This window comes from Wolbachia endosymbiont (group B) of Dolichovespula media, assembly GCF_947179505.1.
In the GTDB taxonomy this organism is placed as follows: Bacteria; Pseudomonadota; Alphaproteobacteria; order Rickettsiales; family Anaplasmataceae; genus Wolbachia.
In genome coordinates this window covers 973,835-987,104 of record NZ_CAMXBR010000003.1, presented here as the reverse complement: position 1 = coordinate 987,104, position 13,270 = coordinate 973,835, and the positions used below count along the sequence as shown (strand labels likewise).

Annotated in this window: 12 protein-coding genes, 2 tRNA genes and 1 pseudogene; 7 read left to right on the top strand and 8 right to left on the bottom strand. The window is 33.1% G+C overall.

From position 1 onward, the window contains the following. Window positions 1-20: 20 nt before the first annotated feature. Window positions 21-108 (bottom strand) — tRNA-Leu (locus tag OM967_RS07420). A gap of 190 nt (window positions 109-298) precedes the next feature. Here OM967_RS07420 and OM967_RS07415 point away from each other — a divergent pair. The 3 genes and pseudogenes from OM967_RS07415 to OM967_RS07405 all read left to right on the top strand — a co-directional run bounded on the left by OM967_RS07415 (window position 299) and on the right by OM967_RS07405 (window position 3,158). Continuing rightward, complete coding sequence (locus OM967_RS07415; RefSeq protein WP_264337855.1) at window positions 299-1,534, top strand: metallophosphoesterase family protein; 1,236 nt, start codon at window positions 299-301, stop codon at window positions 1,532-1,534. A gap of 15 nt (window positions 1,535-1,549) precedes the next feature. Further along, a pseudogene (locus OM967_RS07410) lies at window positions 1,550-1,891 on the top strand (transposase); the annotation flags it as partial. Window positions 1,892-2,144: 253 nt separating this feature from the next. Beyond that, complete coding sequence (locus OM967_RS07405) at window positions 2,145-3,158, top strand: hypothetical protein (RefSeq protein WP_250120331.1); 1,014 nt, start codon at window positions 2,145-2,147, stop codon at window positions 3,156-3,158. Window positions 3,159-3,163: 5 nt separating this feature from the next. On the opposite strand, the gene dcd is transcribed toward OM967_RS07405, so the two are convergent. Further along, on the bottom strand, window positions 3,164-3,721 hold the full coding sequence (gene dcd, locus OM967_RS07400) for a dCTP deaminase (protein ID WP_006012513.1): 558 nt from the start codon (window positions 3,719-3,721) through the stop codon (window positions 3,164-3,166). 71 nt (window positions 3,722-3,792) lie between these two features. Then, window positions 3,793-5,250: a TrkH family potassium uptake protein gene (locus tag OM967_RS07395; protein ID WP_250120329.1), complete on the bottom strand. Its 1,458-nt coding sequence runs from the start codon at window positions 5,248-5,250 to the stop codon at window positions 3,793-3,795. A 124-nt stretch (window positions 5,251-5,374) separates the two neighbouring features. Here OM967_RS07395 and OM967_RS07390 point away from each other — a divergent pair, with 124 nt between their 5' ends. Further along, a complete protein-coding gene (locus OM967_RS07390) occupies window positions 5,375-6,349 on the top strand; it encodes a hypothetical protein (RefSeq protein ID WP_264337854.1) in 975 nt (324 codons plus the stop codon). Between the two features lie 115 nt (window positions 6,350-6,464). On the opposite strand, the gene OM967_RS07385 is transcribed toward OM967_RS07390, so the two are convergent. The 5 genes from OM967_RS07385 to rpsB all read right to left on the bottom strand — a co-directional run bounded on the left by OM967_RS07385 (window position 6,465) and on the right by rpsB (window position 10,623). Then, window positions 6,465-7,481: a substrate-binding domain-containing protein gene (locus OM967_RS07385; protein WP_135352867.1), complete on the bottom strand. Its 1,017-nt coding sequence runs from the start codon at window positions 7,479-7,481 to the stop codon at window positions 6,465-6,467. 192 nt (window positions 7,482-7,673) lie between these two features. Further along, window positions 7,674-8,231 carry a ribosome recycling factor gene (gene frr, locus OM967_RS07380; protein WP_211907935.1) on the bottom strand — a complete coding sequence of 186 codons (558 nt, stop codon included), beginning with the start codon at window positions 8,229-8,231 and terminating at the stop codon, window positions 7,674-7,676. Window positions 8,232-8,238: 7 nt separating this feature from the next. Continuing rightward, on the bottom strand, window positions 8,239-8,982 hold the full coding sequence (pyrH, locus tag OM967_RS07375; protein WP_015588403.1) for a UMP kinase: 744 nt from the start codon (window positions 8,980-8,982) through the stop codon (window positions 8,239-8,241). Then, window positions 8,966-9,811 (bottom strand): translation elongation factor Ts, encoded by an 846-nt coding sequence (tsf, locus tag OM967_RS07370; protein ID WP_264337853.1) that lies wholly within the window; start codon window positions 9,809-9,811, stop codon window positions 8,966-8,968. Before tsf ends, pyrH begins: the two co-directional genes overlap by 17 nt. Further along, window positions 9,808-10,623, bottom strand: a complete 816-nt coding sequence (rpsB, locus tag OM967_RS07365) for a 30S ribosomal protein S2 (protein WP_264337892.1) — start codon at window positions 10,621-10,623, stop codon at window positions 9,808-9,810. The genes tsf and rpsB overlap by 4 nt, the downstream gene beginning before the upstream one ends. Before the next feature lie 181 nt (window positions 10,624-10,804). Here rpsB and OM967_RS07360 point away from each other — a divergent pair. The 3 genes from OM967_RS07360 to glmS all read left to right on the top strand — a co-directional run bounded on the left by OM967_RS07360 (window position 10,805) and on the right by glmS (window position 13,245). Further along, window positions 10,805-10,881 (top strand) — tRNA-Asp (locus tag OM967_RS07360). A gap of 130 nt (window positions 10,882-11,011) precedes the next feature. Further along, the gene (yajC, locus tag OM967_RS07355; protein ID WP_264337852.1) at window positions 11,012-11,425 is read left to right on the top strand and encodes a preprotein translocase subunit YajC; all 414 of its coding nucleotides are present in this window, start codon (window positions 11,012-11,014) and stop codon (window positions 11,423-11,425) included. An 8-nt stretch (window positions 11,426-11,433) separates the two neighbouring features. Continuing rightward, window positions 11,434-13,245 (top strand): glutamine--fructose-6-phosphate transaminase (isomerizing), encoded by a 1,812-nt coding sequence (gene glmS, locus OM967_RS07350; protein WP_211907929.1) that lies wholly within the window; start codon window positions 11,434-11,436, stop codon window positions 13,243-13,245. Window positions 13,246-13,270 lie beyond the last annotated feature (25 nt).

The following is a 13,270-nucleotide window of genomic DNA, read 5'->3' as shown; positions in this document are numbered from 1 at the left end:
TTCACCTACACCAAACAACTTGGTGCGGTCGAGAAGACTTGAACTTCCAAGGCTTTGTGAGCCACAGCGACCTCAACGCTGCGTGTCTACCAATTCCACCACGACCGCACTTTATTCTAGTTTCTATATAATTACTTTAAATTACTTAATCATTTTAGGATTTTTCATCTAAAGTGTCAATCTGATACTAGGATAATTTAGGAAATGCCTGTATAATTTAACTATGAATTTTATGGTTACAAACTTTAATCATTTAAGATAATCTTACTGCTAATTCTTAATTTAGGTCTTTATACAAATGAAAATAGCTAATATCTTCATTTTTTTAATTCTATCTCTTACAATTAGCTTTTACCCCACTCATGCACAAATATTGTACACATGGTCTCAAATCATTCCAGAAAATAAATTAAGCATACGTGCGATTATAGACAATAACATGTGTCCCATTGCTTACGTCGATAATAAGGCAGTAGAAATGCTAAATCGCAGCTCAATTAACAATACCGAAACAGTTTGTGAACTGATAGTAGAAACAAATGCTCAAAACATTAGTATTGACAATATAAAAGTTCCCGTATTAGCGGAAAAGATCAGCAAAATTGCCTTCATTGGCGATACAGGATGTAGAATAAATATGTTATTTCGGCAAGAATGTAATTCTGTAGATAACTGGCCTTTGAAAAAAAATTTAGATTCAATCGCTTTTCATAAACCAGATTTAATTATCCATGTTGGTGATTATCATTATAGACAAACAAAATGTAGAAACACAAAAAAGTGCGGCGATATTTATGGATATAGCAAAGAAGCTTGGTACGCTGATTGGTTTGAGCCTGCAAAAGATATTTTAACACAATCTCCTTTTCTTTTTGTTCGTGGAAATCATGAGAGTTGTAATAGAGCTTATGAAGGATGGTTCAGATATTTAGATTCATACCCCTTTTTCCCTCAAAAATGTGAAGATCTTATTTCCAGTTGGTTCTTAGATGCTGGGCCGATGAAGTTTTTTATCTTCGACTCTTCATCCGGTGAGGAAATTTTTACAACCCAAAGCACAGTTGATGCTTTTGAGAGGCAGTTTGATAAATTGATACAAGATAAGCCCACGTGGTTTTTGACTCATAAACCACTTTGGAGATCTCCAAAAAAAGAATTTTTGACATTAAAAAGCCATGGTAATCTTACACAAATTGAAGCTTTTGGAGATAAATTTCCAAGCAATGTTACTACCATAGTTTCTGGCCACATTCATATAGCCCAGATTTTATTAATGGATAATGTTCCAGATCAGATTATAGTTGGAAACGGCGGTGCATTATTACACGCTCAAGATCAAGAACCTGTTTATCAAAACGTAGAATTTAACTATCCAAATAGTAGAAATTACTTAGCACACGAAGTTAGAAACTTTTTCGGCTTTGGCTTTGCAATATTAGGTTTAGACGATCACAAATTTACTTTCTATAACCAAGATAATAAGGAAATGTATTCTGCAAACCTAACGAAAGACTTTAAACTCAAAACAAATTAAAATTAGGACTATTTAAGGACGCAGAAAAAACGTGCTGAGCTTAAAAAACTCATAGCAACAAAAAACACTGAAATTCTTGTATATATCGACTAATCTGGAATTGATAACACAAAAGTCAGCGTATTAGTATGATTGCAGCTTTGAATAAGGGAAAAATTATGGCGCCTATGATTTTTGAAGGCTACTGCGATACAGACGTTTTTAATAGCTAGTTCAAGCTTTATTGCTGGGTGATTTTGGATAATGCAACTTTTTATAGAAAATAAGTGAATTTGTTAAAAGTATCGGTGCTGAAGTTATATATCTGCCTCCATATTCTCCTGATTTTAATCAAACCATTGGTTTGCTATAAAAAATTGAGCCAGAAAGAATATCCAGCTATTCAAACTATTAGAAAAAGAGCTATATATGAGCATGTTTTAGCACAGACATTTTTTTGTAACTAGGCGAATGCAATCAGTTTTAGCTGCTTGAGAGGATATCAATTAATAAAGAAATGCATCTATAGTAATTAGAAGAAAGAATGAAAAAGTACAGAAGTAGAAATGTGAGTTGACAAAATAAGAGAAATATAATATATTGACGATAGTGATACTATTTAAAATTAATTATGCCAGTGGTAGTAAATACACCAGGTAACATACAAAGAACGTCAAAATTAAGAGATATTTTACTAGCCCCTGTGAGGTGGCTAGTCATTGGTTTAGCTGTAGTATTACTCATAGCATCTATTGTTCTTGTTCTAGCATTAACTCTAGTCGCTCAAGCATTGAGTAAGCTATATGTTCTTGCAGGAGGCAAATTACCAGAATGGTTAGATCAAAGAACTGAAGCATTTATGGAGGCAGCGCGTATCCCACAAACAACGCATGATACTAATGTAAATGATGCAATTAATATTAACGTTCAAAAGCTAAAAGAAAACTATGGCGAGCCTTATGTTGATGATAAGTTTATAAAGGAAATAGAAGGATTTATTGATCAGTTAGAGTGCATAGCAAATGGCACACAAAAAGCTGTAGATAAAGATCAACTCACAGCAGATGAGCAAAAACATGCGCTTGAGTGCCTAAAGCGTATAAAAAATGACCCTGATTCACATAGTGGAAGTGGATTAAGATTGAAGCAAGTTTTAAGTTTGGTTTGGAAAGCTTGTAAGGATAAAAATAAAAAAAGTACTGATAATAATATAGATATTAATACCCGCATATCACAGAGAAAATATCAACTGGTTAAACATTTAGTAGAATCGCAAACAGAATACGGAGTACTTGTTGGCAGTGCATGTTTTACTGGTACCTTTAACAGTATTGTCTCTTCCTTGTACACTTTTGAAGAGTTTTCCTTCTTGCAAAGAGCGGATAAGGCTACTGTAAAACAAGAATTTCAAAATGAGCTACAAAAAAAAGGTGAAGAATTATTTAATCAGCTTGCCAATGATGAAGAAAAAAAAGAAGTTGCAAAAGCTTTAAGTAATCCTTCTACAAATTTCTTTATTAGCTTTATAGAATCATTTAAAAATCACTCTGCACGTGCAGTTTTAGGTGATAAAAAATGTGATGAACTAATAAAAGAAAATTTTGCTAATCTTCAATACAAAGAATCAATATCTAGCTTTATCTAAAGTAATCACTTAACTAACGGCAAAGTGATACCATGTTGATTCATATATTTTCCTTTCATATCATCGTATGATTTCTCGCATTCACTTTCGCCGCTTAAAAACACAAATTGGCATGCTCCTTCATTAGCGTAAATTTTTGCAGGAAGTGGAGTAGTGTTAGAGAATTCAAGTGTGACGTGACCTTCCCATCCAGGCTCTAAAGGTGTGACGTTTACTATAATACCACATCTTGCATAAGTTGATTTACCAACACAAATTACCAGTACATTCCTTGGTATACGAAAATATTCCACCGTGCTGGCAAGTACAAAACTATTTGGTGGGATTATACATACATCTGTTTCCTTATCTATGAAACTATTCTCAGAAAAATTCTTGGGGTCTACAATAGCTGAATTAACATTAGTAAAAATCTTAAACTTATTACTAACTCTTGCATCATAGCCATAAGATGATAATCCGAAAGATACAACACCCTTACTGCTTTTATGATTCACAAAAGGCTCTATCATTCTAGAGTTTTCAGCCTTTTCCCTTATCCATTTATCTGGCATAACTGCCATAATTGTCCTTTAAAGTTTTGTAATACTTATAATAATATGTAATAGAATTTAAATGTAAACCTGAATTCGCGTTACACTCTTGAATGGCAAAGTTTCCAGTATAAACTACCTATACAAAAATAAATTGGCAATATTTCAAGCCTGCCAAGCAGCATCAAAAACGATAGAAATAGCTTTACTCCACCACTAAAGGAGGAATAATTACCTGAAGGACCTATTAGGTTACTAAACCCTGGGCCAGAATTTGTAAGCATTGCAGAAACAGAGCTGATGCTAATTATAAAGTCCGCATTGCTCAAGTAAGACATCACTATTGATGATATAGTGAACGTTAACATGTAAATCGCAAAAAACGTAAAGACGGATTGAACTTCATCATTTTCCAGTATTTTACCATTGAGTTTTACTCTATCGCTTTCACTTGGATTTAATAAAGAGCTAAAGTAATTCCTTATAGATTTTAGAAAAATGACTAAACGGAAGATTTTGATTCCACCACTAGCAGAACCACCACATCCACCAATAAAGGCTGAAAAGAAAGCTAAGACTGAAATAAAGCTCCAATTCAAGTAGTTGCACATTACATAGCCAGTTGATGTGATAAAGGAGGTAATGGTGAATGTGCTGTACCTAAATGATAAAAATACTCCTAAGTCAAAATTTTTATATAACCAAAAACAAGCAAGCAAAGATGAGATAACAACTATCTTAATAAAGTAAGAGACCTGTTCATCATAACAAACGTCTAATCGTCTTATAATTTTTAAATAGCTCAGAAAAGGTAAAGAGCCTAAAATCATAAAGATAATTGTTATGACCTCCAATATAGGGTTATTGTAGTAGCCTATAGAATCGTTATAGTTAGCAAATCCACCAGTTGATACAGCGGACATTCCGTGACATACTGCGTCAAATAATGGCATGCCAGCTAGATAGTAGGAAAATATGCACAATAAAATTAGGCAGTAATATATTTCTGCAATATGTATTACTACGCTTCGCGTATGTGGTAACTTTCTTTTAAGAGCATCTGAGTACTCAGAATAGAGTAAATTATTTAAGCTCAAAACCTTAAATATGGGAAAAATTGCAATTCCTACTGTAATTACTCCAAAACCACCTATACCGTGCAGCATTGCTCTCCACAGTAGTATCCCCGGAGATTGTTGCTCGATGTAACTTAGAACAGTTGCTCCTGTGGTTGTAATCCCAGATACTGCTTCAAACAGTGCATCAATGTAGCTTAAACTATCAAGATAAAATGGAATAGCTGCAAATAGAGATAATGCAATCCAGGTACAACTGGTAATCGCAAAAATTGCCGGCATTCCATGTAACCTACTTAGTTTACCCAATAGAATAAAAATCGCACTAAATATGCAGGTAACTATAAATCCAACCAGAAAATTTTTCCATTCGTAACCTAGATAATTATTAGTAATAGCAGGAATAAGCATTGCTACGCCAAACAACAATAGAAAAATTCCCACAATAAACGCAATTGAACGTAAAACTTGCAGACTTTCCATAGACAGTACTTTGAAAGCTATATGTTATTAAAACTTCAACCGCTTTGCTAATTTTTTCTCTTGACTTGATTATAAATAAGTATAATTATAGCGCTAAATTTGCCATAAGAGATAGAGGTAAGGTATGTTATTAACTGACAGACAAAAAAAAATTCGAGATTCATTAATTAGTGAAGCTATAAAAGGCAACTTTGAGAATATAAAAAATAATCACGATAGCGATATACAAGAAGTTTTGAAAAACGAATTACCTAGTAATATACAAGAAGAGTTTAAAGGCGATCTACCTAATCCTTGTACCACTTCACAATTTATTATATTCCAAAAAAATCAAAAGGAAATTAATCAATGTATACAGAAAATGGAGCAAAAAATTGAGAGTATTTCGTGTGATATAGCTATACAAGAAGCGAAAGGAAGTGATGATTCGCATATGCAAAAAGTGAAAAACTTAAAGAGAATAAGTGATCTTCACCACAAATTACGTCAAACAATAGATTATTTAGATGTTAAAAAAGTTAAAGCAGTATTAGAAGATTGTGATACAAATCTAGCAATGATTTTAAATAGACCTATACATTCACAGAGCAAAACTACCCTTTTACTTTATCCTCTGCAAGTTGGTCTTAATAAACGATATATAGGTGATGGTAAAAGATTGAAACAAGAAGATCTGAGAAATATAAAAGAAATTACTAAACTTCTTTGGAATAAAGCTTCTCCTGAGATTCGCGATTTCTGGTTTAAATTCCATCAAGATCAACAAGAAGAAAGTACAAAAGACACAAAAGCAACCTTTGAAGCTCATTTGAAAAAAGCTTCTCCTGATATTCGTGACCTGTGGCTTAAATATCAAAGAGTGCCTGAAAATCAAGATGCAGCTGTAATAAAACTTCTTAAAGGTGAGCAACAACGGCATGCCAAGATAGGTAGTGAGAAGTGGCTTGAAGATTTTATTCAAGAAGTTAAGGATTACAAAGAACAAAAAAGCATAAAAGAAAATTGTGAAATAGCCATAGAGAAACCTATCACCAAATGTGTTCTGCAAAACGCGCAACTTTCTAAAGTGAGCACAAATAGAGCCTGTTATATTTCGTAGAAAGTTTTTGTAGTAAATGAGTGCTTAGGAAAGCTAAGTATGATAACAATAAAAACAAGAAATTTAAACGTTCTATTGTTAACCTAGTATCCAGAATAAAAAAATACCAAAGTCATCATATTATATCACGAACCTTTTCCAAGACTTTCTTCATATTTTCACTTGAAAGTGGAATTAGACCAAGCCTAGATAGATATCCACCTTCAGTACTAATAGAGTCTACAACTTCTCTAATGAATTCCCTTAATCCATCAACAGTATCTAAGTGTTCTTTCTTGATATAAAGATATAAAGGCCTTGCTAACATATACTCCCCCGATGATATATTTTTATAAGTTGGCTCAATTCCTGCGATTGTGCTTCCTTGAATCTCATCTTGGTTTTTCGCTAAAAAGCTGAAGCTAAATATTCCTAAAGCATTTTTATTGCTCTTCAACTTTTGTATTATTATGTTTTCATTAATTCCAACTTCTATATATCTTCCATCATCTCTGATATTACTACATGCTTTCTTTCTTTTTTCTTGGTCTTGATAATTCTCTTTGAAAATCCTTGAGTTCATACATGAATATTGATCAAGCATAATAAAATTAATCAAAGTTTCATGTGTACCTGTATTTTGATGTGGGCCATAGATTTTAATTTCTGTTTTTGGTAGAGCTTGATTTACATCAGACCAAAATTTCTTGTTATTCTTTACTAATCTATCATTGTCTTCAGAATATGAAGATAAAGTTTCAAACAGGTCATTTTTTGTAAAATCAAATCTATGGCTTTGATTTGAATTTGCAATAACAATTCCATCATAGCCAATTATGATCTCTATTACTTCATTCACTTTATTTCTTTTACATAATTCTCTCTCTACTTCCTTCATAGGGCGAGATGAAGTAGTGATATCTGGTGTGCCTTCCCCTATTCCTGAACAAAACATTTTGAACCCTGATCCACTTCCTATCGATTCTACAACCGGAGTTTTAAAGGAAAATATACGGCTGAATTCTTCAGATATAAATGAGATAAAAGGAAAAACAGTTGAAGATCCAACAATTCTGATATATCTTCTGGCATCAACATTTGACAGTGGGATGAGTAATACAAATGCAAAAATAAGGAAAAGGCGTTTCAGCATCGTTTTCGCTCAAGAGTGTAAACTTAATTATCGTAATAAAAAATCAAACTGAAAAGCTTTTTTTCTAGATTTCAAAAGGTATAACGATCAAATGTGTGCGTAATGATGAGATCTGAATCACAGCATTCATACAGTTGCATATGTATCGAATCCTTGTATGTTTTTCAACAATGAAAATTCTTCCATATTAACTTAATGATGCAATATATCCTTTTCTTTAATAGATAAGTCGTCATCGACTTTTTTTACATTATCATCAGTAATGTTTTGTATTTCCTTTTTGGCAACATGAAAATCATCTTCTGAGATTTCCTTATTTTTCTTCATTTCCTCTATTTCTTCCATAATATCTCTGCGTATATTTCTAATCGCAACTCGTGCATTTTCAGAAAATTGATGCAATAACTTCACTAACTTCTCACGGGTTTCTTGTGTTAAGTCTGGAAGAACTATACGTATAGTATTTCCTTCAACAACAGGATTTAAATTCAGGTTAGCATTGATTATCGCATTTTTTACTTCACCGATAACAGTAGCATCCCAAACTTTAACTGATAGAGTTTTGTTATCTATAGCTGAAACGCCTGCAACTTGGTTCAGTTTTTGATGTCCACCATAGATATTTACAACTATACCATCAAGTAATGATGAGTTAGCTCTACCAGTACGTACACCTTTCATATCATCATGAAAAGACTGAATAGTTTTTAGCATTCTTTCTCTTGTTTTAGCTTTTATTTCGTTTAACATAAATTACCTAATGTTTATAATCTGAGACTATAGTATAAGTACCTTGACCTTTAATAATATTGACCATTTTTTCACTTTTCAAAGAAAAAACTACAATTGGAATAGAATTTTCACGAGCAAGTGAAATTGCTGACGCATCCATAACCTTCAAATCACGAGTTAACAAATCTGTGTAAGAAAGCCTATCGTACATTACAGCATTCTCATTTTTTTTTGGATCAGCAGAATACACGCCACTTACTTGCGTACCTTTTAAAATAACATTACAATTCATTTCAACAGCGCGTAAAGCTGCAGCTGTATCCGTAGTAAAAAATGGATTACCCGTTCCTGCTGCAAAAATTATCACCCTGCCCTCTTCTAAATGATGAATAGCCTTCCTTCTTATATAAGGCTCACATATAGTAGTCATAGGTATAGCAGACAACACCCTAGAGACTATAGAGCTTTTTTCTAAAAAATTTTGCAAAATTAAAGCATTAATGACAGTGCCAAGCATTCCAATATAATCACTGCTTGCTCTTTCACAGCCACTTAAAGATGCTGATGCACCACGAAAAATATTCCCACCACCAACAACAATACAAACTTGAACTCCGAGATTACAAACTTCAACTATGTCTTTGGATAGTTTATCTATCACTTCCATATCATGGCCAAATAGCTTTGATCCCATCAAAGCCTCCCCAGAGATTTTGAATAACACTCTGGGGTATTTTACTTCTGAAGTTTTGTTACTTATTTGCACCATCCAAAGTAAGTAACTTATAATTAGCTAATTTAACAGCACTTGATTCTATAAAATCAGCAATCTTCATTTTATCATCTTTTATAAACTTCTGCTCTAGCAGAACAACTTCTTCATAGTATTTAGCCATTCGTCCATCTACTATTTTTTTCGCTACCCCTTCAGGTTTATTTAAGCTCTTTACTTGCTCCTCAATTATAGAACGCTCATTGTTTAATTTTTCTTGATCTAAATCATCTATAGATAAAGCTTCAGGTTTCATAGCAACTACATGCATAGCTATTTGCTTTCCAATCTCTTGTTTATCACCAGATGATTGCAATGCTACTAAAGCACCAATCTTACCTAAGCCATTCATATCACCATGTACATAGCCAGCAATAATCCCATCCTTAGTCTCTAGGTAGCAAAGATTGCTTAACTCTAACTTCTCACCAAGAACCGATGTACCACTCATAATAGCTTCCTGCACTGTACCAACATCTTCATATTTGGCATTTTTTAACTCATCAAGACTAGTACAACGTTCTTGACAAGCAATTGATGCTAAATTTGAAACTAATGCTATGAACTTCTCATTTCTAGCAACAAAATCAGTTTCACAATTGACTTTAACCAATACACCATAATTTTTAGCCAAGCACATAGCAATAAGCCCATCCGAAGCTACTCTATCAGACTTTTTGTCAGCTTTAGCAAATCCTATTGTACGTAACCTATCAACGGCTTTCTTAATATCACCATCGCACTCTTCTAACGCTTTCTTACAATCGCTTAAGCCAAGCCCTGTTCTATCGCGTAATTCCCTTATACTACTTGAATCCATCTTCATTTACTTACTATTACCTCCCTTTCTGTTTCAACCTTAATACGCTTCTTTTTAGTTTGCACAGTATCCTCTTCTTTTTCTTGAATAAGCTCATCATCCTTAACTCTAGACCTTGTCAAACTAGACTCTATTCCAGCTAATATAGAATCAGCAACTAATTTACAACAGAGCTCTATTGATTTTCTTGAATCATCATTTCCTGGTATAGGATAGGCAATACCATCTGGGTCAGAATTGGTATCAAGTACTCCAACTACAGGAATACCCAGTTTTTTAGCCTCTTTAACCGCTATATGCTCTTTGTTAGTATCAATAATAAATAAAATATCAGGAACTGCTCCCATTTCTCTAATTCCACCCAATTCTTTATCAAGCTTTTTTCTTTTCTTTTCAATGTTTCCTAATTCTTTTTTTGTTAAGATGCTATCTTCATCATTGGATATTTTCTCATATTGTATCAAAGTTTTTATCGAAGAAGAAACAGTGTTCCAATTAGTAAGCATACCACCAAGCCATCGATCATTTACATAATACTGACCACAACGAACTGCTTCACTTGCAACAATATCTAAAGCTTGAAATTTCGTACCAACAAATAAAATGCGACCATCTTGAGATGCAACATCGTATAAAGCTTTCATCGCCACCTCTAACAATGGTAATGTTTTTCGTAAGTCTATTATGTGTATACGATTCTGTTGATGTATACCATATATATATGGGGCCATTTTCGCATTCCAGCGACTAACTTTATGGCCAAAATGCACACCAGATTCAGCTAAATCACGTATAGTAACTTTAGGCAAATTTATCATATTTACTCCTCCAAATAGTTTACCTTCCATGGCATAACCCTAATGGGACTATTTGCATAAGCCATGTGTGAAATTAAGTTATTTACATAGTAATAAAAAAGACAAAAAAGCGCAAACAAAAAATATTGACAAGTGGCAACACGTTGATTAGCTTTAAAGTTGCAAACGTTAAAAAGCAATGGGGGGTGTAGCTCAGTTGGTTAGAGCGCATGCCTGTCACGCATGAGGTCGTGAGTTCAAGTCTCATCACTCCCGCCATTACAGCAGAAACACCTTAAAATTCTTTAAGTTTCTTATTAATTTGAATTAATTTCTTTCAGAGACTTGACATGATATTGTAATTGCTGCTTAATCTATTTAATTTTATCGTTAATAATTGGGATTAAATATGTTTATTTCTGAGGTTTTTGCGGCAGATGCGAGTAACAATGTATCAGCATCTGTTGCTAGCTTTATTCCACTCATTTTAATATTTGTAGTATTTTATTTTCTCATTATTCGCCCCAATCACAAAAAACTAAAAGAACATAGAAGGATGATAGATCAAATAAAACGTGGTGATACGGTTATTACTTCTAGTGGAATAATAGGTGAAGTAAACAAAGTTGACGAAGTAAATGCACAACTAATACTAGAAATAGCACCAAAAATTGAAATAAAAATCCTAAAGTCTGCTATATCTGAAATCTTAAATAAAGAAATTCAAAAGCCAGTAGCTAAATCTATTGAAAAAAGCAAAGTTGAAAAGAATGGCAAGAAAAATAAACTAGAGGAAAGTAAAAAAGACAAAAATGCTTCATAATTTACGAAGTGTGTGGAATACTAGGTATAGTAAGTAGCGGTGATTCAGTAATACCAACTTTACTAACCGCGTTGCAAAAATTGGAATACAGAGGGTATGACTCTTCAGGTATAGCAATTATAAATAATAGAGGTAAGATAGAAGTCAAAAAATCAGAAGGTAAAGTTGAAAGATTATGTGAAGTTGTTCATGAGAGCAAGATATCTAGTAGCAAAGTTGGTATAGCACATACTCGTTGGGCTACACATGGAGTTCCAAATCTTAAAAATGCTCATCCCATTTATATAAATAATGTTGTTGTTGCTCATAATGGCATGATTGAAAATTACAATATATTAAAAAAGGATCTGGAGGAAAAGGGAGTATCTTTTCATACCGACACTGATACAGAAGTAATACCAAACATATTAACTGCATATCTTAATGAAGGATTGTCACCAGTTGATTCTATATTACAGTGTCTAAACAATTTACAAGGTTCACTTGCTTTGGCTTTATTATTTGCAGAATATCCAGATACTTTATTTGTTGCAAAAAGAAATTTGCCTTTAGCAATAGGATATAACTGTAATAAAGTATTTGCTGCCTCTGATACTAATGCTTTGAGTTCATTTGTAGAAAAAATATTGCATTTAGAAGATAATGATATTGCAGTAATAAAATCTAACGAATTTAGTATATATAATAATGGTACACAAGTTAAACGTAGAACAGAAAATAGCAGTCCAAGAAATTTTCTAATTAGTAAAAATGGTTACCCTAGCTTTATGCTAAAAGAAATTTTTGAGCAACCATATGCATTAAACAAAACAATAAATCAATTTTATAAACAATATAAAGAAATCAACAAAGAATTATTTTCTGAACTAGGTTACATTACTATAGTTGGATGCGGTTCATCCTATTTTGCTGGACTAATAGCAAAGTGTTGGCTGGAAAGTATTGCTCAAATTCGGGTATATCTAGAAATCTCGTCAGAATTTAGGTATAGCAGCGTCAAGCTCGAAGAAGGTAGTATTGGCTTATTCATTTCTCAATCTGGTGAAACTGCAGATACTATGGAAGCACTACGTTATGCGAGATTGCAGAAACAAATGATCATTAGCATAATTAATACATTTAATAGCAGCATAGAAAAAGCCTCAGATATTATATTGCATACTCTTGCTGGACCTGAGATTGGTGTTGCTTCGACAAAAACCTTTTCTACGCAGCTTGCAATTTTAGCATGCTTTGCTGTAGAACTTGGAAAAATAAAAGGTATACTGGGTAGAGAGAGGATAAAGGAACTAAGCGGTGCTATTAATTCTATTCCCGAACATGTTGAGCATGTTTTGAATGTGATGGAAATACAACATATATCAGGCAGTATATTAGAGCACAATAATATAATTATAATTGGGAGAGGAAGCTCATATGGAGTTGCAATGGAAGGTGCATTGAAGATAAAAGAGCTTTCATATATCAACACAATTGGTATTGCAGCGGGAGAAATGAAGCACGGTTCTATCGCTTTGATAGACTCTACTGTACTTGTTATCGCAATTATTCCTTACGATAATTTATTCTTTAAAACGCTATCCAATATACAAGAGATTATTGCAAGAAAAGGTAAAGTAATTGCCTTTAGTGATAAGCAAGGAGCACCGCTCTTAAAGGGAATTTGCATAGATGTGGTGCAACTTCCAGAAGTTGACAATTTTGTTTCTCCAATTATCTACAGTGTTGCTATGCAATTTCTTGCTTATTCTATTGCAGAAAAAAAAGGGTTAGATGTAGATTGTCCGAGAAATTTAGCTAAATCTGTCACAGTTGAGTAACCTATTTAAAGTGAGTTGCTAATTA